The organism is Sporosarcina sp. FSL K6-3457 (genome assembly GCF_038007285.1).
In the GTDB taxonomy this organism is placed as follows: domain Bacteria; phylum Bacillota; class Bacilli; order Bacillales_A; family Planococcaceae; genus Sporosarcina.
Genome location: NZ_JBBOWX010000001.1, coordinates 825,627 through 847,682 on the forward strand (window position 1 = coordinate 825,627; position 22,056 = coordinate 847,682).

Sequence of the window (22,056 nt, forward strand, 5' to 3'; positions counted from 1 at the left end):
AATTATTAATATTGTTTGTTTTTCTTCCGTCAGGGGTATAATAATATATGCGAATTAGTAAGGAATTGGAGGTTTTAGTGTGAGTGAAAGTAAACTTGGCAAATTTATCATTTTGGGTGCATTTATCGGTGCTGGTGTTAGTATGCTTGACAGTGGAACACGTGAGCAAATGACAAAAAGGTCGAAGAAACTAATATCGGAAGTACGTTTTTATTCGAAAAATCAAGATGTACTTAAATTTAAAATACAAGAAAAAACTGAAAAAGTTCAAACGCTTTACGAACAGTTAGCAGGGGATGCTTCATACATTAAAGCGCAGGTTGAAGAGTTAAGGACGTTGACGCCGCAAGTAAAGGAACTTGTGATGGATACGAAGGATACATTTGTTGAGTCAAAAGATGAATATAAAGCAATTGTTAGCGAAAAATCAGAGTAAGTAGGCTTAGGCATGTAAAAGTAATAAGTTTTGAAGGGAGTGATAACGGTATGGAAGAGAAAGAACGTTTAACTCCAGCTAAGAAAAAAGGTAAAGTTAGGAATGAAATTGATCGTTTGGCAGGTGAAACTGCCATTATGAAATTTTATGATGATATAAGAGAAGAAAATCATGAAAAGTTCGATGTTACGACGATGGAAGGATTTTTAAAAGAGCTACTTGTTCGGATAAAGAAAGTCGATGTAACGGGCTTAGGCTCACAGTTGGCCTTCTTTTTTCTATTGTCTTTGTTTCCTCTATTGATCTTCTTATTTACGTTATTACCTTTTTTAAATATTGTTGATGAGGCACAGATCTTTTTGTTTATTCGAGATTATGCTCCAGAAAGTGTTGCTATGCTAATTGAGGATACGTTGACTGAGATTCTTGCGAATAGAAATGGTGGTTTACTATCAGCAGGCGCGCTTGCGACAGTATGGTCAGCTTCGAAAGGAATGAATGCTCTTACAAAAGCGCTGAATTTATCATATTATACAGCGGAGACACGTTCATTTATCGTTACGCGTGCAATGTCACTTGTCTTTACCATTTTGTTAATAGCCACATTACTTGTTGCACTGGTTTTACCGGTGTTTGGGCAACAAATCGGGATTATTGTCTTTTCATTTATTGGAATGGAAGAAGACTTTTCAAGCTTGTGGAGTAGTTTACGTTGGAGCATACCCCCGGTGCTAATTTTCTTCGTGTTTTTTATTATTTATTGGATTGTGCCCAATTTAAAATTACGTTGGAAAAGTGTTATTCCTGGAACACTTTTTGCAACGATTGGCTGGATACTTACTTCTCTTATTTTTTCATTTTACGTCAGTAGCTTTGGCAATTTCTCAAATACGTATGGGAGTATCGGGGCAATTATTGTTCTGATGATGTGGCTCTATTTTTCAGCAATTATTCTTATTCTCGGTGGGCAACTAAATGCTGTGATGCTAGAGCGTGGACTAGCGAAAACAACCAAATAAAAAAAGCAATGCAGTCATGTAACATGCTGCATTGCTTTTTATTTGGTTAAAACAATGGAAGTATAGATGGAACTTAATCAATTCGGTTTAGCATTCGCAATCCGTTTAATATGACAAGAATTGTACTGCCTTCGTGGCCGATAACACCGATGGGCAGATCAACGACTTGTAGGAAATTGGATACGATGAGCGCCGAGATAACCGTGATAGATAAGACAACATTCTGCTTCACAATCCGCTGCATTTTGCGTGATAATTTAATGGCATAAGCGATGCGTGTTAAGTCGTTTTGCATAAGGACGATATCCGCAGTTTCGAGTGCGACATCCGTCCCTTCGCCCATTGCAATTCCAGATGTTGCGGTTGCAAGTGCTGGAGCATCATTGATACCGTCTCCAACCATGGCGACCGTTTTATAGTCAGTGAGGAGTCGTTTTAGATGGTCGACTTTTGTTTCAGGTAAACATTCAGCGACGTAAGAATCGAGTCCGGCCTCTTTGGCGATAGCAGCAGCTGTTTTCTCGTTATCACCTGTTAGCATAATTGTGAAGATACCAGCATTTTTCAAATCTTTGATAGCCTGAACGGCTTCAGAACGTAATGTATCTTGTAAGGCTGCAGCAGCGACGATACCTTTGTCATCTTTCATGAAGATAACAGTTTTACCTTCATCTGCTAGTGTCAAGGCGTGACCCTGTTGAAATTCTTGTGCTAATTGATAGCCAACAAAACGAGGATTACCTACAAGATATTCACTGATGTCTGTGAATGCTCGGATACCATGACCTGGGACATCTTCGATTTGAAGGTTATGCGTTAATGGTATGGCTTGATCGACCGCATAATTTGTAATGGCGACAGCAAGTGGATGATTCGATTGGGATTCGATGCTTGCAAGCAGTGCGAGTGCCTCATCCGAATCTATACCATCGCGAACTAGGAAGTCAGTAACAACAGGCTTGCCATTGGTGAGTGTTCCTGTTTTGTCGAAAGCAATTGTTTTGATGGAACCAAGATGCTCAAGATGCACGCCACCTTTGAATAGTACGCCTCGTTTAGCTGCGTTAGAGACCGCTGCGAGTGTTGCTGGCATGATGGAGGCAACTAGGGCACAGGGAGACGCAACAACGAGTAGGACGATGGCACGGTAAATCGTCGTAGTCCAATCCCAGCCAAATAGGTAGTGGGGGAGGACCATCATGATGAGCACGGTAATGATAACACCTTTGACGTACGTCCCTTCGAATTTTTCGATGAATTGCTGGGATGGTGATTTTTCACTTTGTGCGCTTTGAACGAGTGTAATAATTTTTTGGAAAAGTGTTTCAGAGCTCGGCTTAGTCATCTCTATTTGGATGGCTCCACTTAAATTGACTGTACCTGCAAATAATTCGTCACCCACTTCTTTTGTAACAGGAATCGATTCGCCATTAATGGCGGACATATCGATAGATGTCGTGCCGTAAATGATGGCACCATCAACGGGAATCCGTTCGCCAGGCTTTACGAGGAGAGTGGATCCGACCCTTAGTGAAGCAGTTGGTACTTTGATTTCTGTTCCGTCTTGTTGAATCAGCCAAGCTTCTTCGGGCTGCAACTCCATGAGTGCCGAAATTTCTTTATGGCTTTTATTCAACGTATACGTTTCAAGTGCACCGCTAATTGCGAAGATGAAAATAAGGATGGCTCCTTCAGCCCAGTAGCCGATAATGGCAGAGCCGAGCGCGGCGAAAACCATGAGCATTTCGACATTCAATTCTTTATTTTTGATTGTTTCTTCGATACCTTCCTTCGCTTTGGCAAATCCGCCAATTAAAAAGGCGATGATGTAAAGGGCAACTGAAAAGGTGTTTGTTTCATTGTTACTTATCAACCAGGCTGTGCCAATCAAGATGCCGGAACTAATCGCGGCAATGAGCTCGAGATGTTCTCCCCAATTAATTGATGTGTTTTGCTGTTCTTCATTGATAATAGTCATGTGAATATCCTCCTTAATTGATAATGATTATCAAATTCATAACCCTATATAAAGTACAAAAGTCGGCTCCCTTGTTAGGGAACCGACTAATTGATATGAATTACAAAGTAATAATTATTATTGTTTATAGTATAGCATGTCGACAGGAAGAGTGTTACAAATTAGCTTGTGATATGAAATTTGGATGGAATGGGGAGGAGTTGCAATTACAGGATTGGTGGGGCTATGAATTCACTTGGGGACGATGCGTACTTGTGAGCCAAGCAAAAAAATCCCCTGTATCGGAATCATTTCCGGTACAGGGGATACTACGAATTTAGCTAAATACTTTCTCTTTAAATTGTGCTAGTTTTTCAAGTGATGATTTATCAACATCAGCGTGTAAGCTGTTGCCGTGTGAGTCCATTGTGACGACTGCTGTAAAATCTTCGACTCGTAAATGCCACATCGCTTCAGGGATACCGAATTGAAGCAGGTCAACGCCTTCAACGGCTTTGATACAATCGGCATAATATTGTGCTGCTCCGCCAATTGCGTTTAGATAGACGCCACCGTGTTCTTCAAGTGCAGCAAGCGTTTTAGGACCCATGCCGCCTTTACCAATAACCGCACGGATACCAAATCTCTTCATAATATCGCCTTGGTAAGGCTCTTCACGAATGGAAGTTGTTGGACCAGCTGCTTTAATTTCATAGCCACCGTCTGCCATTTTCGCAACGACAGGTCCACAATGGTAAATGATGTGTCCATTTAAATCGACAGGTGCCTCATTTTCGGATAGATGCTTATGAATCGCATCACGACCCGTGAACATACGACCAGAAATTTTAACAACATCGCCGACCTTCAAGTCGCGAATTTGTTCTTCGGAAATAGGTGCTGTTAGCTCTACCGTACGAGCGGATTGCTGTACTTCTTCCTGAGTGTCCTGTTGAGTGAAGGCGATTTTTTCACCTTCGTTATAATGCCAGTTTGTAATTTCACCTGTTGTGGCATTGATATCGATTGCCATTCTACGATATGCCCAGCAGTTATAAGCTACAGAAACGAAGAAGCTTGCTGGAAGACGGTGCATGACACCTACTTTACAACCAAGAAGGGTTGCTTCGCCGCCGAAGCCCATTGTTCCAATACCAAGTTTGTTGGCAGACTCTAAAATATAGGCTTCAAGCTCTGCTAATTGAGCATCTGGATTCACATCGTCTACCGAACGGAATAATTGTTCTTTTGCCAAATCATAGCCAGAAGCACGGTCGCCACCGATTCCAACGCCGATGAAACCAGCGGAACAGCCCTGTCCTTGTGCTTGGTAAACAGAATGTAAAACGCATTTACGAATACCGTCAAGATCACGTCCAGCACGCCCAAGGCCTTCTAGCTCAGTCGGTAGGCTGTATTGGATGTTTTTATTTTCACAGCCTCCGCCTTTAAGGATGAGTTTTACTTCGATGTGGTCTTGCTCCCATTGTTCAAATTTCATGACGGGAACACCTTCACCGAGGTTGTCACCGCTGTTATCGCCTGTTAAAGAATCAACGGCATTCGGGCGCAGTTTCGTTTCTTTTGTCGCTTGAACCATTGCACGCTTGATGGCTGCTTTGATTTCAAGCTGATTCACGCCAACGGGTGTCTTGATTTTGAATGTTGGCATGCCTGTATCCTGACAGATTGGAGACATTTTTTCATCGGCCATATTGATGTTTTGAGCAATTGTATCAAGGCTCATTGCTGCGCGGGTCCCTGCATCTTCCTTCTGTCGCGCTGCAAGGATTTTCCGGCGTACATCCTTTGGAAGATTTGTTGAAGTTTCACAAATGAGGTCATACATACTTTTTTCGAATTGTTCTATGTACATGCTCAGTTCCCCCTATATAATCAGTTAGTTGACTTTATCTTTTCGACTTGTTCTTCAAGGTCGTCAATCATACTGATGAGTCGATCGATTTCTTGTAAATCTGCTGTTTCAGGTTCAATTGTGTCAAGGGTTTCAAGGAATTGATGGAAGCGTGTTTTCAGTCCATCAACATGGTTATTATCTTGTGTATTATCCAATCCGTACACCTCTTTTCATTACTATAATCGTAAACGAAAAAAGAGGATTTTTCAACTTGCTGTAGCGATTAGCACCGAGATATCCTATAACTTTAGAATTAATTAACGAAAAAACTTAACTGAATCTTTACAATTGATAAATTAAGTGCTATGATACATATAATCAAACGAAAGGGAGGGCGTAGAGTAGGAGCGAATCGAATCTTGTTGAGAAGGAGGGGATTCGTAAATGTCCGCCGGCTAGATGCCGAGAGACGACTACGACTTATGTTAATGGAAAATGATAATGAAGGTTCAATTCATACGTAAAGGCCCAGCCGTAATCTGATCATCAGATATGGACTGGGCCTTATTTAATTTCAATAGCATGGCTTCACCGTTCCTATATGCTAAAATCATACAAGGATTAGCGTAATAGGGAGTGTTAGAGCTATGGATACTTTTTCGCAAGTAGAGAAGAAACGGTTTTGGATACTGGTCATTATCGTGTCAATCTCGGGATTTTCACAGGGGATGTTGTTGCCGCTTATTTCAGCTATCTTCGAGCGTGATGGTGTGTCGAGTGCGTTGAACGGATTGAATGCAACAGGCTTATACATAGGAACACTTCTTGTATCCCCGTTCATGGAAGCGCCTTTACGACGTTTTGGCTATAAGCCAATTATTATTGGTGGTGGGATACTTGTTTTCAGCTCGTTACTGCTGTTTCCGTTATGGAAGAGCGTTGTGTTTTGGTACATATTAAGATTACTGATAGGCATCGGGGATCATGCATTACATTTTTCTACACAGACGTGGATTACGAGTTTTTCATCTCAGCAGCGACTGGGACGTAATGTTGCGATTTACGGTTTGTCGTTTGGTACGGGATTCGCGGTAGGTCCGCTGTTTGTACCATTGGTCAATGTCTTTGAAGGGCTGCCCTTCATCGTATCAGGAATTCTTTGCATGCTTGCGTGGTCGCTTGTTTTTAGATTGAAAAATGAATTCCCGGATGTGATAAAAGGGAAGGCGGTGGAGGAACGGTTTTTCACGCGTTTCAAAGCAACGATTGCTGTTGCCTGGCTCGCATTTCTCGGTCCATTTGGTTATGGCTTTTTAGAATCATCGCTCAATGCGATGTATCCGGTGTACGCGCTTAGAAGTGGCATCAGTTTGACAGCTGTATCATTGATTCTTGTTTCCTTTTCCTTTGGTGGTATGGTTTCACAATTACCTCTCGGGGTGCTATCCGATAAGATTGGCAGGCGCCCAGTTTTTTTGATTGCACTTGGAGGAGGTACAGTATCGTTCTTCGTTGCAAGTATGGTCGAGACTTCTTCGCTTGCCGTCATGTCGATGTTTTTCATAGCAGGTTTATTTGTTGGTTCGATTTATTCACTAGGTATTTCATATATGTCTGAATTGACACCGAAGCAGCTGTTGCCAACAGGAAATTTGCTATGCGGTATCTTTTTTAGTGTAGGTAGCCTGACGGGACCGTTTCTAGGTGGCCTGTTTCTTGAAATGGAAGCAAGCTTTAGCTTTTTATTGCTCATTTCAATGTTTTTAGGGCTGCTGTTTTTTGTATCGCTAATGGGGAAAATAAAATCTAATCGTACAATGGCATAAGAAAAAGCGTCCAAAGTCGGACGCTTTTATCATCTTAAAATCGAGTGGATATTTTCATATTCCAATACCAAATCATCGAGTGAGCGGAAAGAGTAACCGGCTTTTTTTGCGTCACGTATAAAGTCAGGCAATGCTTGTGCATTATCAGGTGATACTGTATGCATTAAAATAATGGCGCCTGGGTGGAGCTGAGTCATTAATTCATTGTATGCAAAATCACGTCCACGCGGCTTATCGGCATACCAGTCGATGAAAGCGACTGACCAGAAAATATGACGGTAGCCAAGCTCGTTTCCTTTAGCTAGTACGTTGTCATTAAATACACCAGCGGGTGGTCTCGTGTAGACTGTACGTTTTATGCCGGTTAGTTCGTTTAACAGCTTGTCAAACTTTTTCCAATCGTCCTCCATTCCTTTGTTGGATAGAGTCGTCAAATTCGGGTGACCATAGGTATGATTGCCGATGCCATGACCCTCCTCAATCATTCTTTTGACAAGTGGTGTGGCACTTTTTAAATAATGTCCTGTGAGAAAAAAGGTTGCGGGGGCATCTTCCTTTTTCAACGTGTCTAAAATACTTTCCGTGTAACCATTTTCGTAGCCGTTATCGAACGTCAAATAGGCAATTTTTTCGTCAGGCTTACCTTTGTAAATCGCGCCATATTTGTCGAGCATTGAATCGAGTGCTGCACCCGCATTCGGTGGAACGCCGTCTGTTGCTTTTTTAAACCCCCAGTGAAATTCTTCGGCCACAGTAGAAAACGGATTTAACACGAATCCTGTCATGGCGATGAAAGCAGCGAGTAAAATTCCGATACCATGTCGTTTAATCATAAAAAAACGCACCTTCCTTTTGGGGTAGGATGTGCGCAAGTTAACAAGTTATACGTCTTCGAGTAGGATATGTCGTAACGCCGATTCAAGAGTAGGAAACTTGAAGTCAAAACCATTGTCGAGTAATTTTTTTGGTAAGACATGCTGCCCTTCTAGAACGAGTGTACTTTTTTTGCCAAGTGCGAGCTTCATGACGAGCCCGGGAACGGGGAACCAATGGGGTCGGTGTAAGACGGAGCCGATTGTTTTGCCGAAATCGTCCATTCGTTGTGGGAATGGTGCTGTCGTATTGACGGGACCTTGTAAGTTTTCGTTAGTGATAGCAAAGGCAATGGCTTGAACGACATCATCTATATGGATCCAAGACAACCATTGTCTACCAGAACCTACTTTACCACCGGCAAATAATTTATAAGGCAATACCATGGGTGGCAAGGCTCCATCACCTTTACCAAGTACAACACCAAAACGCATAAAGACAGCACGCGCTCCTTCAGAGGCTACTAAAGTCGCTTTCTTTTCCCAGTCCGCTACAGTTTGTGCAAGGAAGTCATTGGCGATAGCCGTGTTATCTTCTGTATAAACCGTATTTTCCGCAGCGGGATAGATACCAATTGCACTGGCATTAATAAGAACAGAAGGCTTGGTTTGTAAGGCAGAGATGATGCGCAATAATTCATCTGTAGCAGTCATTCGACTGTCGTAAATTTGTCGTTGATGTTCGACGTTCCAGCGTCCAGCATTGATGGACACACCGGCAAGGTTGATGAAAGCGTCTGCTGTGTTAATGGCTAATTCTGGCGTTGCGCCTTCTTGAAGCCATTGGACGTAACGGATGTTACCAGTCCCTTTTTTCTCTTTCCTCGACAAAATAATAACGTCATGCCCTTCATCCACAAAAAAATTGGTCAATTTCTGTCCGATAAAACCTGAACCGCCTGCAATAACAATCTTCATACTTCCAACACCTCCAAGTAGTATTCTATACCCTATTAAGCTGAACCTGAACGCAAGAACATGTATACTGATAGAGAGTAGGGGGTTATGTGAAAAATGCCTATCATTACGAAGATAACACAACAGAAAAAAGATAACGAACGATACAATATTTTTCTCGATGAAAAGTATGCTTATAGTGTGCATGAGTCTGTACTTGTTAAATTTGGTTTAACTAAAGGGATGGTGCTAGAAGACTGGTCCATTGATGATATGGTTTATGAAGATGAAATTCGCAAGGCGTTCAATCGAGCGCTCCATTATCTCGGCTTTAGAATGCGTAGCGAATTTGAAGTGAAGAAGAAACTGCTAGATCTTGACTATGGAGAAGCGATTGTAAGTGAAGCGATTGTTAAATTGAAGGAACTTGGTTTCTTGAATGATGAAACCTTTTCAGAAGCACTTCTTCAAACGCAGAAAAACTCATCGAGTAAAGGTCCACGGGCTATCCAGCAGGAGATGCATAAAAAAGGTATAGGGAAGGAGTTGCAAGATAAAGTGCTTGAATCGTATTCAGAAGACGAACAGCTGCAAATTGCAACGAAGCTTGCAGAAAAGGCGGCAAATGCCAATCGTTCTGTAGCTCCCGCACAATTGAAACAAAAAATCCAAAATGCCTTGCTACGCAAAGGCTATTCATTTGATATTATTAAACAAGCGCTAGAAAATGTTGACTTCGATAGGGAAGATGCTGAATGGACAGGCATCACAGAGTCAATCGGAGAGAAGGCCTGGCGACGTTATAGTTCAAAGTTCAGTGGACGTAATTTACATAATCGAGTGAAGCAGGCGATGTACCAAAAGGGTATTCCATTCGATCGAATCGACGCATTTATTGAGAAAAAGGAGAATGAGGAAGATGGAGAATGACAAAAAATATAGTCAGATGACAGAGCATGAGTTGCGGACAGAAATCGGCAAGATTATGGAAAAGGCGCGCAAAGCTGAGCAACTTGGCATGGTGAATGAGTATGCGGTGCATCAACGTAAAGCTGTTATGGCACAATCGTATTTAATTGACCCAGCGACGATTGTTAAGGATGAAATCTACCGTATCGATGGTGATGAGGGAGTCTTTTTCCATGTGGATTACTTAAAAGGCCGATTTGCTTGGGGCTATCGTTTAGGCGGCGAACGTGCAATGGAGGCATTGCCGATCGCGATGTTGAAGAACGTTAAAGAAGGAAAATAAGAAAAGGCTATGTTTTCTATAGCCTTTTCTTATGAGTTGGGCGCGAAGTTCAACTTCTTTCGAAGCTTGTCCTCAGAGAAAATCCACCCGGTATAGGAGTTGACGATGTTGAGCTCTTTATCGACATGGGCAACTGCGACAAATGGATAATACCCTTTGCTGCGGTAGCGCAGGTCGATGAGACGTACTTCACATAAGTCACCAACATTTGTGACGGACCAGCGATAAATCGGAGAGAATGATGTAAATGCTTCAATATTTTTATCACTCATAGCCACGTCGATTTCAGGTGATTTTGGCATAGGCACTCGTTCAAATCGGTCATAAATATTAACGGACCTTCCGTAAGCGCGTCCTACATAATGGACTGTTTCTGAAGAGGCGGCTATTCGCCATTGAAAAAAGCGCATCGTCGGTGCAATAATAATTTCCGTCGCATCGGGAACGGTATTGTGGACGGCTTTTTTCACTGCGGATTTAATGGCAAATCGCAGTAGGTAATAAAAGAAGATGACCACGTAGGTCGTCAAAATTGTATAGACTGGATTAGCGCCGATTCCCCAAATAATGATGGCGATGGCATGTAAGGTGAAAATAATCGGGTCGAATGTATTGATGACCCCGATTGCGACCCATTTGTTTGAAAAGGGTCGCAATGCCTGTGTACCGTACGAATTAAAAATATCGACGAAGACATGCAGAAAAACGGCAAGAAATGTCCAAGCCCATAGATGGATGAAGTTTGCTTCAGGTACTATAAAGGATAATAATATAGTGATAATAAGCGGCCATAGTAAAACAGCGGGGATTGAATGTGTAATCCCGCGATGATGCCGTATATAGACGGCATTGTTTCTCAGCTTTAAAATGGTATCGACGTCTGGGATGAGCGAGCCGACGATAACTCCAGTAACGACGGCGCTCAGTGTAGCTGGATTTGTCGAAACGACTGGATCTGCCAGCGCTAGACCGCCAAGTGCAATGCCCATAACAATATGTGTTCCAGTATCCAAGTGATCACTCCTTAAGCCTGAGAATGAGCGGCAGGCATAAAAGTACGTTGCTATTTATAAGTATATACCCTTTTCCGATTAACTGTAAGCATATGTGATATGGAGGAAAACATGCAAATAATAAAGAAAAAAGACGAATTTCGCGAATCCCTTCTATCCTGGTATAGACGTGAAAAAAGGGACTTGCCGTGGCGTAATACTTCAGACCCTTATTATATTTGGGTTTCTGAGGTTATGCTGCAACAAACAAGAGTCGATACAGTAATCCCTTATTACGAGCGGTTCATCGATAGCTTTCCGACGATGGAAGTACTTGCGGAGGCAGATGAAAATGATTTATTGAAAATGTGGGAAGGTCTTGGATATTATTCACGCGCAAGAAACTTGCAGGCGGGAGTCCGAGAAGTTGTTGCAAGTTATGGCGGGGAAGTACCGGACACGCGCAAAGAAATTTCGACGCTGAAAGGTGTAGGGCCTTATACAGCTGGCGCAGTGCTTAGTATTGCTTATGGCGTGCCGGAGCATGCTGTCGATGGCAATGTCATGCGTGTCATGTCGAGACTGCTTCTTATAGAAGAGGATATTGCGATTCCGCGCACGAAAAAGATTTTCGAGGTTGTCGTGATGGATCTGATTGACAAGGAAGATCCTTCTTCATTCAATCAAGGATTGATGGAGCTTGGGGCGACGATTTGTACACCGAAGCCGAAATGTCTACTATGTCCGGTGCGTGATTTTTGTTCCGCTTTTCATGAGGGCAGGCAGGAAGAGTTGCCTGTTAAAACGAAGAAGACAACGATGAAAGTGATTCCAGTGACATCATTCGCGATACAGAATGAGCGAGGGGAATGGTTGTTAAGACAGAGACCTGCGAAAGGCTTGCTGGCAGGCTTATGGGAGTTTCCGATGATTGAGCGATTGGATGGCCAGACGCTGTCAGAAAAAGTACAAGAACAATTTGGGATTGAGTTAAAAGGCTTTGTTGAACTACTGGCATTTAAGCATATTTTTTCTCATATTACGTGGGAAATGACAAGCTTTAAGGCACGAATGGCAGAGGCGGATACAATTCCGGAAGGCTACCAATTTTTTACGAAGCAAGAGGTCGAAGCGTTGCCGAAGCCTGTGCCAGTTTTAAAAATATGGGAAGAAATTAAACAGGGGGAATAGATAATGGCAAATCAAAAAGTGGCGATGGTAACTGGGAGCTCAAGAGGGTTAGGGAAGGCGCTAGCAATTGAGCTGGCGAAGCAAGGGTATGATATCGTTGTGAACTATGCCCGCAGTAAGTCTGCCGCAGAAGAAACAGTGAAGGAAATTGAAGCGCTAGGCAGAAAAGCAATTATGATTCGTGCCAATGTTGGCGATGTTGCTAAACTACGTGTCATGTTTGAGCAAGTGAAAGAGGAATTTGGACGCTTAGATGTTTTTGTATCAAATGCAGCATCAGGCGTGTTACGTCCTGTGATGGAGTTAGAAGAATCGCACTGGGATTGGACGATGAATATTAACGCGAAGGCGATGTTATTCGGCGCACAGGAAGCAGCTAAGTTGATGGATAAAGGCGGCAAAATTCTTGGCGTCAGTTCACTCGGCTCGATTCGCTACCTTGAAAACTATACGACAGTCGGTGTTTCGAAAGCGGCGATTGAATCGATTACTCGCTATCTGGCAGTTGAACTTGCTCCGATGGGCATTGCAGTGAACACGGTATCAGGAGGAGCACTTGATACAGAAGCATTGAAGCATTTCCCGAATCGCGAGGAGTTACTAGAAGATGCGCGTAAAAATACGCCTGCAGGTCGTATGGTCGAAATTGAAGATATGGTGAAAACAGCTATGTTCCTTATTTCAGATGGTGCAGATATGATCCGTGGACAGACGATTATCGTCGATGGTGGCCGCTCTGTTTTGTTGTAAAATATTCCAAAGGGATAGAAAAGGAACTTCGTGCACATGTTAGTAGTACGGAGGTGAAAATCCATTGCCAAACAACAACCCGAGTCAAACGAATGCGAACAAAGTAAAAAAACAAAATCAGCTATCACAGCAAGGTCAAACATTTAACCCAATGGCTGAAGAGTTTGGATCCGAGACGGATGTAAACGAAGTTCGCAAACAAAACCAGCAATCTGAAGCAAACAAGAAAAATGCTTCCGGTCCGCGCGCGAATCGCTTTGAAAACGGCACGAAATAAGTGGATGGACATCACCGGCCGACAGGAGCTTACCGCTTCTGTCGGTTTTCTTTATACATAAATAAGAAAAAAGGATTATAAGATTTCAAATTTCGCTGTTCTGTTGGTATAATGATGAAATAATGAGAGCTTCGAAATTTTCCGGCAACTAAAGGTGGGTATGATCATGGCGATTGCTACAGAAGGAGAAACGATACAAGTACATAGTTATAAACATAACGGTAGCATTCATCGTGTTTGGCAAGAGACAGTCGTATTGAAAGGGACGCGAAATATTGTTGTCGGTGCCAACGAACGCACGCTTGTTACAGAAGCGGACGGGCGCACATGGTTAACGCGGGAACCTTCTATCTGCTATTTCCATGCTGAGCATTGGTTTAATATTATTTGTATGTTGAGAGAAGACGGTGTTTATTATTACATCAATATGAGTTCACCGTTTGTTTACGATAACAAATCATTGAAGTATATCGATTATGATTTGGATGTGAAAGTGTTTCCTGATATGAGTTATATGATCCTTGATGAGGATGAATATGCGGAGCATAAAAAGGAGATGGGCTATCCTGATGTCATCGATCAGATTATGCAAAGGAATATGACGACATTATTGAGCTGGATTAAGCAACGTCGTGGACCGTTTGCTCCTGATTTTATCGATGTGTGGACAGCCAGGTATGCGTTTTACAAGCAGGTCAAGAATGGTAAGTGAAAAAAGCCTGACCGCATTTATTGCGGCAGGTCCTTTTTAATTTGATGCAGCTTGCCGAATCAAATTACACCAAGGCGCAATTGATGTAAGGGGGTACGAAGATGGGTGATAGTATTAAGCGCTACATGAGATTCGTAAAGCCGTACAATTGGCTAATTCTATTGACGATTCTTCTTGGTATTATAAAGTTTGCGATTCCACTTTTTATGCCGTTGCTGATTAAAATTGTAATTGATGATATTATCAATTCGGATCTATTGACGCAGGCAGAAATGACGCGGCAACTATTTTATTGGCTTGGCGGGACGGCGCTGTTGTTCTTCATCGTTCGTCCACCAGTTGAATATTATCGACAATATTACGCGCAGTATGTCAGCAACAAAATTTTGTATGATATTCGGCAGGTATTATATGGACATTTACAAAAACTGAGCCTGAGCTATTATTCGAATACACGAGCAGGGGAAATTATTTCACGCGTCATCAATGATGTAGAGCAAACGAAAAACTTTGTTATGATTGGACTTATGAATATCTGGCTCGATTTGGCAACTATTATCATTGCGATTGCCATTATGTTGATGTTAGACATTCCTTTAACGATTGTGACAATGCTGGCATTTCCTTTCTATGCTTATAGTGTGAAGCATTTTTTCGGCAAGCTACGGGAACTAACACGTGAACGATCCCAAGCCTTAGCGAATGTGCAAAGTTATTTGCATGAACGTGTTTCAGGCGTCAGTGTCATTAAAAGTTTTGCGCTTGAAGAAAAGGAGCAAAAGAATTTTGATGAGGTGAACGGCCAGTTTCTTGATAAAGCTATCGATCATACGAGGTGGAATGCCAAAGCCTTCGCCGTCGTGAATACGATTACGGATGTTGCACCTCTACTTGTACTTGCATATGCGGGATATCAGGTCATCAACGGTTCGCTGTCCGTCGGAACGATGGTGGCGTTTATCGCTTATATCGACAGATTATATGGTCCACTTCGCAGACTGGTGAATTCATCTACCTCATTGACACAGTCATTTGCTTCAATGGACCGTGTTTTTGAATTGATGGAGGAACAGTATGATGTGAAAGATAAGATCAATGCTGTTGAGCTTCCACCATTGAGTGGGAAAATTGAGTTCGACAAAGTCCGTTTTTCTTATGAAAAAGATGGAGAGTTAGTATTGAACGACATTGATTTTACTGTCAATCCTGGGGAAACAGTGGCGTTTGTTGGAATGAGTGGCGGTGGGAAGTCGACGGTTATTAGTTTGATTCCGCGCTTCTATGATGTTACGGGTGGGGCTGTTCGGATAGATGGTTACGATTTGCGAGATGTGTCAGTGAAATCGCTGCGCAATCAAATTGGTATCGTTTTACAGGATAGCATTCTGTTCAGTGATTCCGTCAAAAGTAATATATTAATGGGCAATCCTGATGCGTCAGATGAGGAAGTGATTGCTGCGGCAAAGGCGGCGAATGCACATGACTTCATCAAGTCATTACCACTTGGTTATGATACAAAAGTTGGGGAACGTGGCGTGAAATTATCGGGTGGGCAGAAGCAACGTGTCGCCATCGCGCGTGTCTTTTTAAAAAATCCGCCGCTTCTCGTGTTGGATGAGGCGACATCAGCACTCGATCTTGAAAGTGAAGCGCTTATTCAAGAGTCGTTAGAACGACTAGCAAATGATCGAACAACATTCATTGTTGCACACCGATTATCAACAATTACACATGCCGATAAAATTTTCGTTATTGACGCAGGAGAGCTAAAAGAGATGGGTACACATGAACAATTGATGAATAAGCAAGGGATTTACTATGGATTATTCCAAGTACAAATGCTTAGAAATGAAAAGCAATCCTAAGTTTTGGATTGGCGTATGGCGGGATAAGCTATATAATTAGTAGGTTGGCGTTCGGGAACAATTTATCGTCCAATACGTTTAGTATAAATGATGTAAAATAGATGGAGGTTTTTTTGATGAAAATGAAGTCTAGGTCACTCGCCTTGCTCTTAATGCTTGTCCTTTCGATGATACTTGCAGCATGTACTTCGTCGAATTCGGATGATGATAATGTTGATGAAAACAGGAGAAAAACATTGACTTTCGGACATAGTGGGGTTGCTTCTTCACTCGATCCAGCACATATGCAGGAAGGAGATTCTTTCCTCGTTATTGCCAATTTGTTTGAAACACTAGTGAATTTCGGAGAGCAGGAAGCAACGGTTGTTCCTGGATTAGCAGAAACATGGACGTCTAGCGATGATGGCTTGACGTATACATTTAAGTTGCGAAAAGATGTTAAATTTCATGATGAAACAGATTTTAATGCAGATGCTGTTGTAAAAAACTTTGAGCGTTGGAGCGAAGGGAATGCAAAGGATTTCCCTTATTATCAACTCGCATTCGATGGATTCAACAATCCTGTTATAAAATCTGTGAAGGCTGATGGTGAAGATACTGTCATTATTGAGTTGAATTATCCGCAAGAATCATTTTTAAAAAATTTAACGATGAGTCCATTTTCAATGGTCAGTCCAACATCATTGGAGCTAGCTGACGTTGAGGCAGATATTGAGTACATTCCAGTAGGCACAGGGCCTTTCAAATTTGTCGAAGGCAAGTTGAATGAAACAATTATAGTGGTGAAATTCGAGGAGTACTGGCAAGAAGAATTACCGAAGCTTAACAAAATTACTTTTAAGTCAATTCCAAATGATATTGCCCGTTTGAATGCATTGATGGCAAAAGATATTGATTTAGCTGATCATATTAATCCAGCAGATAGAATGGAAATTGTCGATGATGAAGAATTGCAATTTTATGAGCGTCCATTTGTAGCAAATATATATGGAGATGCCACCGTAATTCCGAACGACGACTCGATGCCGCTTGTTGGCGCGACAATAGAATTATTGGACTTTGTGCCGCAGTTGACAGGTTTTGATGTCCTGTCGAAGGTGCAATTTGAAATACAAGTAGAAGAAGAAAAATGAGATAAGCAATCTAATAACCAAGTAAGTTTATTGGTTATTAGATCGCTTTTTTTATTTTAAAAATAGTGAATATATGAAAATAGTATTGCATTCGTTCGGAATAATCGTATAATAATGATAACTTTAAAATTCTGAAATTAATCGTTGAGAAAAAGGTGATCTGATGAGTGAGAGGAAGATTGTCCTCGATGTAAAAGATTTACAGACGACCTTTTTTACAGATTCAGGGGAAATACCGGCTGTAGATCATATTGATTTCCACGTGAAGGAAGGGGAAGTCCTTGGCATTGTCGGTGAATCTGGCTGTGGTAAAAGTGTAACATCCCTTTCAATCATGGGGCTTGTACCAAAACCGCCAGGGAAAATTGTTGGAGGTCAGATACTATTTGAGGATAAAGACTTACTGACCATGACAGAAAGACAGATGCGTCATATTCGTGGCAATGACATTGCGATGATATTCCAAGAGCCGATGACGTCATTGAATCCATTGTTCACGATAGGCAATCAAATGGTCGAAGCAATTTTGATTCATGAAAAGGGTTGGAGTAAAAAGAAAGCGGTTACACGCGCGATTGATATGTTGAAGCTTGTTGGGTTACCCCGCGCGGAGGGCATTATGAAAGACTATCCTCACCAATTGTCAGGCGGTATGCGGCAACGCGTGATGATTGCGATGGCACTTGTCTGTGATCCGAAGGTGCTAATTGCGGATGAACCGACGACTGCACTTGATGTGACGATTCAGGCTCAAATTTTGAAGCTGATGAGAGAATTGAATACGAGATTGAATACAGCTGTACTTCTCATCACACATGATTTAGGTGTTGTAGCTGAAACTTGTGAGCGTGTCATTGTGATGTATGCTGGGCAAATTATTGAAGAAGCACCTGTTAAGCAAATTTTTGAGGATCCACAACATCCGTATACGAAAGGGCTCATTCAATCAGTGCCTGATATGCGCTATAAAAAGGATCGGCTTTATTCGATATCGGGAAGTGTTCCAAAACCAGGTTCGATTCGGCAAGGTTGCCGATTTGCGGCGAGATGCGAATTTGCATTTGACCGTTGTCAGCGGGAAAACCCTGAACTATATGAAACATCAGATGTTCATCAAACACGATGCTTCTTATATGACGGAGAAGGGGTGGGAGTAAATGACGACAAAGCCCTTATTGAAAGTTGAAGGTTTAAAAAAGTATTTTCCCATTAAAAAAGGGCTGCTTGGTAAAACGGTTGGGCATGTCAAAGCGGTAGATGATGTATCATTTTATGTCAATGAAGGCGAAACACTCGGAATCGTAGGTGAATCCGGTTGTGGTAAATCCACAACAGGTCGTATGCTCATGCGGCTATTGGAGCCGACTGAGGGGACAGTGGAGTTTGATGGTAAAGATTTAACGTCTTTATCGACAGAAGAAATGCGCAAAACGAGACGTGAAATTCAAATGGTATTCCAGGATCCTTATGCCTCCTTGAATCCACGCCATACGATTGAGAAGATTTTGGAAGAGCCACTCATCGTTCACGGTATAAGTAATTCGAAAGAACGCAAAAAGAAAGTGCATGAATTTTTAGAAATTGTTGGGTTGAGCGCTTACCATGCGAAACGCTATCCGCATCAGTTTAGTGGAGGGCAAAGGCAGCGTATCGGCATTGCTCGTGCGTTAATGACGAATCCGAAATTGATTATAGCAGATGAGCCTGTTTCGGCATTGGACGTTTCTATTCAAGCACAGGTATTAAATTTGATGCAGGATTTGCAAAAGGATTTCAAGCTGACTTATATTTTCATCGCGCATGATTTAGGTGTTGTCCGTCATATTAGTGACCGTGTCGGTGTTATGTATTTAGGTAAAATGGTGGAGATTGCAGAGAGTGAACAGTTATATATGAAAGCGCTTCATCCATATACGCAGGCGTTGTTATCGGCTGTACCAGTGCCGGATCCCGATTTCAAAAAAGAGCAGGTTATTCTTGAAGGGGATATTCCGAATCCGGCAAATCCACCGTTGGGTTGCACATTCCATACGCGCTGTCCGTTTAAAATGGACGTCTGTACGCAAGTTGTACCACAACTAATTGAGCATTCCACGGGTCATTCTGTCGCCTGTCATCTTTATAGTGAACAGGACGGCAATGATATAAAACACAAACAGATGGAGGGGTCAGTATGAATAAAAGAAAGTTATGGTCATTCGGCTTGATGCTGCTACTGGTACTTTCGGCAGCTCTTGCGGCATGTGGTGGGGCAGATGACAGTGGCAAGAAAGAGGAAGGCTCGCCGGATACAGGAAAGGATGAGGAGGCGGTCGTCAAAAAAGACACTAGAGACACATTAGTCTTTGGACGTGGCGGAGATTCTACATCTCTTGATCCATCCCGAGTTACTGAAGGAGAATCCTTCAAAGTTACAGTCAATCTTTATGAAACTCTCTTGAACTTTGGAGAGCAAGATACAACGATTCAACCGGGTCTTGCTACTGAGTGGGAACCGAGTGAAGATGGTTTGACGTATACGTTTATATTACGTGAAGGTGTCAAATTCCATGATGGAACTGACTTTAATGCAGAAGCAGTTGTGAAAAACTTTGATCGTTGGGCAAATGGAGATCCAGATAAATTCCCTTACTACTACTCTATGTTTGGTGGTTTCAAGGATGATCCAGAACGCGTTATCGATTCAGTAACTGCTGATGGCGATAATAAAGTTGTCATCACGTTGACGCGTCAACAAGCACCATTCCTTAAAAATATTGCAATGAGTATGTTTGCCATTGCAAGTCCAACTGCATTTGAAATTGGTGATGACCAGTTTGAAAGAAATCCTGTTGGAACAGGTCCATTCAAATTTGTTGACTGGAAACCAAATGAAACAATTACAATTGAGAAGTTTGATGATTATTGGCAAGAAGGATTACCGAAACTACAAAGAGTTATTTTCCGTTCAATTCCTGACAACACTGCACGTTTGAATGACTTGATGACTGGCGCGATAGAATTAGCAGATGGCATTAACCCATCTGATGGTAAAGCAATTGAAGGCAATGCTGATTTACAGTTATTCGAACGTCCATCTATGAACGTAGGTTACCTAGGGTTGACAGTAACACGTCCTCCTTTCGATAAAAAAGAAGTACGCCAAGCGATTAACCATGCAATTGACAAACAATCTATCGTCGATGCATTCTTTGAAGGGCGTGCGGATGTTGCGAAAAATCCAATGCCGCCTTCCATTTCAGGCTATAACGATGACATCGAGGGGTACGAATATAATCCTGAAAAAGCAAAAGAACTTCTTGCACAGGCGGGATTAGCAGATGGCTTTGAAATGGAATTATGGGCAATGCCTGTTCCACGTCCATACATGCCAGATGGTAGAAAAGTAGCTGAAGTTATTCAGAAAAACCTTGCAGATGTAGGCATCACTGCGAATATCGTATCACATGAGTGGGCAACTTACTTGGAGCTTGCAAGTAAAGGAGATGCTGATGCGTTCATGCTAGGTTGGACTGGTGATAACGGTGATGCTGATAACTTCCTATACGTTCTTCTTGATGAAGATAATATTGGAAGCAACAACTATACGTACTATAAAAATGATAAGATGCACGATCTATTCATCCAAGCACAAACTGAAGTGGATGAAGAAAAACGTAATGAGCTTTACAGGCAAGCACAGGAAATTATCCATGAGGAAGCTCCATGGGTACCACTTGCTCACTCGACTCCACTTCTTGGAGCTGATAAAGGTCTAGCAGGCTTCAAACCGCATCCAACTGGATCGGATTTGCTATCAAACGTAGAGTTTACGGAATAAGCTTTTAGGAATAGACAGAAAGGGAGAGGTCTGTTGGATTTCTCCCTTTTCAACTTGATTCTCAGGTTAAGCCTCCGGCGGATGTCGCAATTCAAAATTTGGACGCAATTATGCCAAGGCGTAATTGATAAAATAAATCAATACATAGACTAGTGATTTAGGTTAAAGGAGGGAAACTTTATGCTCAGCTATATTGGGAAAAGGTTGCTGCAGCTCATTCCTGTCCTACTTGGGATGACGTTCATCGTATTCATGATCATCCGGGCCATCCCGGGTAATCCCGCACAGATTATTCTCGGGCAACAGGCAAGCAAAGAGGCAGTCGAGGCCTTGACGATTAAGCTTGGACTCGATAATCCATGGTATATTCAATATTTTCATTATCTAAGTGATTTGTTTAAAGGTGACTTAGGTGAATCGATGAGAACGCGAGCGCCTGTCGCAGATGAAATATGGCCTTATTTTGCTGCTACTTTTGAATTGGCTCTGTTTGCTATCATTATTGCAATTGTTATCGGTGTCAATGCAGGGATTATTTCGGCATGGTTCCAAAACTCTTGGTTTGACTATACAGCAATGATTTTGGCGCTTGTTGGTGTATCGATGCCTATTTTCTGGCTTGGTCTAATGGGACAATGGGCTTTTGCAATAGAACTTCATTGGTTGCCGGCGACTGGACGAATGGAAGTGCGAGATCCCATCAGTGCCATAACAAATCTCTATGTCCTTGATACCATTATCCAAGGACGTTTCGATCAGTTATGGCAAGTCATACGACATCTCATTTTACCGGGGCTGGCGTTAGCGACAATCCCGATGGCAATTATTGCGCGGATGACGAGATCCAGTATGCTTGAGGTTATGCGTGCGGATTATGTGCGTACGGCACGTGCAAAAGGACAAAAAATGTTTTGGGTTGTTTACAAACATGCATTGAAAAATGCAATTATTCCTGTGCTGACAATCATTGGTCTTCAAATGGGGATGTTGCTTGGCGGTGCCATTTTGACGGAATCTATTTTTGCTTGGCCTGGTATTGGTCGTTATATTTACGATGCAATAGGTGCGAGGGATTATCCAGTTATCCAATCGGGGATTCTCATTGTCGCTTTCTTCTTCGTCATGATTAACCTGATTGTTGACTTGCTGTATGGTCTCATCGATCCGAGGATTAAATATGATTGAGGAAGGGGGAAGCA

Annotated in this window: 21 protein-coding genes; 15 read left to right on the forward strand and 6 right to left on the reverse strand. The window is 42.2% G+C overall.

Annotated elements, in window-relative coordinates; all coding sequences use genetic code 11:
• The first annotated feature begins 79 nt into the window (after positions 1–79).
• Both N1I80_RS03930 and N1I80_RS03935 read left to right on the forward strand, forming a co-directional pair.
• Positions 80–436, forward strand: coding sequence for a YtxH domain-containing protein (locus N1I80_RS03930; protein ID WP_340736654.1), 357 nt, complete (start codon positions 80–82; stop codon positions 434–436).
• Positions 437–573: 137 nt separating this feature from the next.
• Complete coding sequence (locus N1I80_RS03935) at positions 574–1,455, forward strand: YihY/virulence factor BrkB family protein (protein WP_445683686.1); 882 nt, start codon at positions 574–576, stop codon at positions 1,453–1,455.
• A gap of 73 nt (positions 1,456–1,528) precedes the next feature.
• Here the strand turns inward: N1I80_RS03935 and N1I80_RS03940 are convergent, their stop codons facing one another.
• The 3 genes from N1I80_RS03940 to N1I80_RS03950 all read right to left on the reverse strand — a co-directional run bounded on the left by N1I80_RS03940 (position 1,529) and on the right by N1I80_RS03950 (position 5,485).
• The gene (locus N1I80_RS03940) at positions 1,529–3,433 is read right to left on the reverse strand and encodes a heavy metal translocating P-type ATPase (protein ID WP_340736656.1); all 1,905 of its coding nucleotides are present in this window, start codon (positions 3,431–3,433) and stop codon (positions 1,529–1,531) included.
• A 316-nt stretch (positions 3,434–3,749) separates the two neighbouring features.
• Positions 3,750–5,288: a fumarate hydratase gene (locus tag N1I80_RS03945; RefSeq protein ID WP_340736657.1), complete on the reverse strand. Its 1,539-nt coding sequence runs from the start codon at positions 5,286–5,288 to the stop codon at positions 3,750–3,752.
• Positions 5,289–5,308: 20 nt separating this feature from the next.
• Positions 5,309–5,485: an SE1561 family protein gene (locus tag N1I80_RS03950; RefSeq protein WP_340736658.1), complete on the reverse strand. Its 177-nt coding sequence runs from the start codon at positions 5,483–5,485 to the stop codon at positions 5,309–5,311.
• A 432-nt stretch (positions 5,486–5,917) separates the two neighbouring features.
• On the opposite strand from N1I80_RS03950, the gene N1I80_RS03955 reads away from it, so the two are divergent.
• Entirely contained in the window at positions 5,918–7,096 is a 1,179-nt protein-coding gene (locus N1I80_RS03955) for an MFS transporter (protein ID WP_340736659.1), read from the forward strand.
• Between the two features lie 29 nt (positions 7,097–7,125).
• Here the strand turns inward: N1I80_RS03955 and N1I80_RS03960 are convergent, their stop codons facing one another.
• Positions 7,126–7,929: a polysaccharide deacetylase family protein gene (locus N1I80_RS03960; RefSeq protein WP_340736660.1), complete on the reverse strand. Its 804-nt coding sequence runs from the start codon at positions 7,927–7,929 to the stop codon at positions 7,126–7,128.
• Between the two features lie 48 nt (positions 7,930–7,977).
• Positions 7,978–8,886 carry a TIGR01777 family oxidoreductase gene (locus N1I80_RS03965; protein ID WP_340736661.1) on the reverse strand — a complete coding sequence of 303 codons (909 nt, stop codon included), beginning with the start codon at positions 8,884–8,886 and terminating at the stop codon, positions 7,978–7,980.
• 96 nt (positions 8,887–8,982) lie between these two features.
• On the opposite strand from N1I80_RS03965, the gene recX reads away from it, so the two are divergent.
• Complete coding sequence (recX, locus tag N1I80_RS03970; RefSeq protein WP_340736662.1) at positions 8,983–9,795, forward strand: recombination regulator RecX; 813 nt, start codon at positions 8,983–8,985, stop codon at positions 9,793–9,795.
• Positions 9,785–10,117, forward strand: coding sequence for a YfhH family protein (locus N1I80_RS03975; RefSeq protein ID WP_340736663.1), 333 nt, complete (start codon positions 9,785–9,787; stop codon positions 10,115–10,117). The genes recX and N1I80_RS03975 overlap by 11 nt, the downstream gene beginning before the upstream one ends.
• Before the next feature lie 29 nt (positions 10,118–10,146).
• On the opposite strand, the gene N1I80_RS03980 is transcribed toward N1I80_RS03975, so the two are convergent.
• A complete protein-coding gene (locus N1I80_RS03980; RefSeq protein ID WP_340736664.1) occupies positions 10,147–11,130 on the reverse strand; it encodes a metal-dependent hydrolase in 984 nt (327 codons plus the stop codon).
• A 111-nt stretch (positions 11,131–11,241) separates the two neighbouring features.
• On the opposite strand from N1I80_RS03980, the gene mutY reads away from it, so the two are divergent.
• The 10 genes from mutY to N1I80_RS04030 all read left to right on the forward strand — a co-directional run bounded on the left by mutY (position 11,242) and on the right by N1I80_RS04030 (position 22,042).
• Positions 11,242–12,300, forward strand: a complete 1,059-nt coding sequence (gene mutY / locus N1I80_RS03985) for an A/G-specific adenine glycosylase (RefSeq protein WP_340736665.1) — start codon at positions 11,242–11,244, stop codon at positions 12,298–12,300.
• A gap of 3 nt (positions 12,301–12,303) precedes the next feature.
• Positions 12,304–13,050, forward strand: a complete 747-nt coding sequence (gene fabL / locus N1I80_RS03990) for an enoyl-[acyl-carrier-protein] reductase FabL (protein ID WP_340736666.1) — start codon at positions 12,304–12,306, stop codon at positions 13,048–13,050.
• 64 nt (positions 13,051–13,114) lie between these two features.
• Positions 13,115–13,327, forward strand: coding sequence for a gamma-type small acid-soluble spore protein (locus N1I80_RS03995; protein ID WP_340736667.1), 213 nt, complete (start codon positions 13,115–13,117; stop codon positions 13,325–13,327).
• A 166-nt stretch (positions 13,328–13,493) separates the two neighbouring features.
• Positions 13,494–14,039 (forward strand): nucleoside tri-diphosphate phosphatase, encoded by a 546-nt coding sequence (gene ntdP / locus N1I80_RS04000; protein ID WP_340736668.1) that lies wholly within the window; start codon positions 13,494–13,496, stop codon positions 14,037–14,039.
• 101 nt (positions 14,040–14,140) lie between these two features.
• Positions 14,141–15,904 carry an ABC transporter ATP-binding protein gene (locus N1I80_RS04005; RefSeq protein ID WP_340736669.1) on the forward strand — a complete coding sequence of 588 codons (1,764 nt, stop codon included), beginning with the start codon at positions 14,141–14,143 and terminating at the stop codon, positions 15,902–15,904.
• A 116-nt stretch (positions 15,905–16,020) separates the two neighbouring features.
• Entirely contained in the window at positions 16,021–17,037 is a 1,017-nt protein-coding gene (locus tag N1I80_RS04010; protein WP_340736670.1) for an ABC transporter substrate-binding protein, read from the forward strand.
• Positions 17,038–17,200: 163 nt separating this feature from the next.
• Positions 17,201–18,223 carry an ABC transporter ATP-binding protein gene (locus N1I80_RS04015; protein WP_340736671.1) on the forward strand — a complete coding sequence of 341 codons (1,023 nt, stop codon included), beginning with the start codon at positions 17,201–17,203 and terminating at the stop codon, positions 18,221–18,223.
• Complete coding sequence (locus N1I80_RS04020) at positions 18,195–19,214, forward strand: ABC transporter ATP-binding protein (RefSeq protein ID WP_340736672.1); 1,020 nt, start codon at positions 18,195–18,197, stop codon at positions 19,212–19,214. Before N1I80_RS04015 ends, N1I80_RS04020 begins: the two co-directional genes overlap by 29 nt.
• Positions 19,211–20,857: an ABC transporter substrate-binding protein gene (locus N1I80_RS04025; RefSeq protein ID WP_340736673.1), complete on the forward strand. Its 1,647-nt coding sequence runs from the start codon at positions 19,211–19,213 to the stop codon at positions 20,855–20,857. The genes N1I80_RS04020 and N1I80_RS04025 overlap by 4 nt, the downstream gene beginning before the upstream one ends.
• Positions 20,858–21,037: 180 nt before the next feature.
• Positions 21,038–22,042, forward strand: coding sequence for an ABC transporter permease (locus tag N1I80_RS04030; RefSeq protein ID WP_340736674.1), 1,005 nt, complete (start codon positions 21,038–21,040; stop codon positions 22,040–22,042).
• The last annotated feature ends 14 nt before the right edge of the window (positions 22,043–22,056 follow it).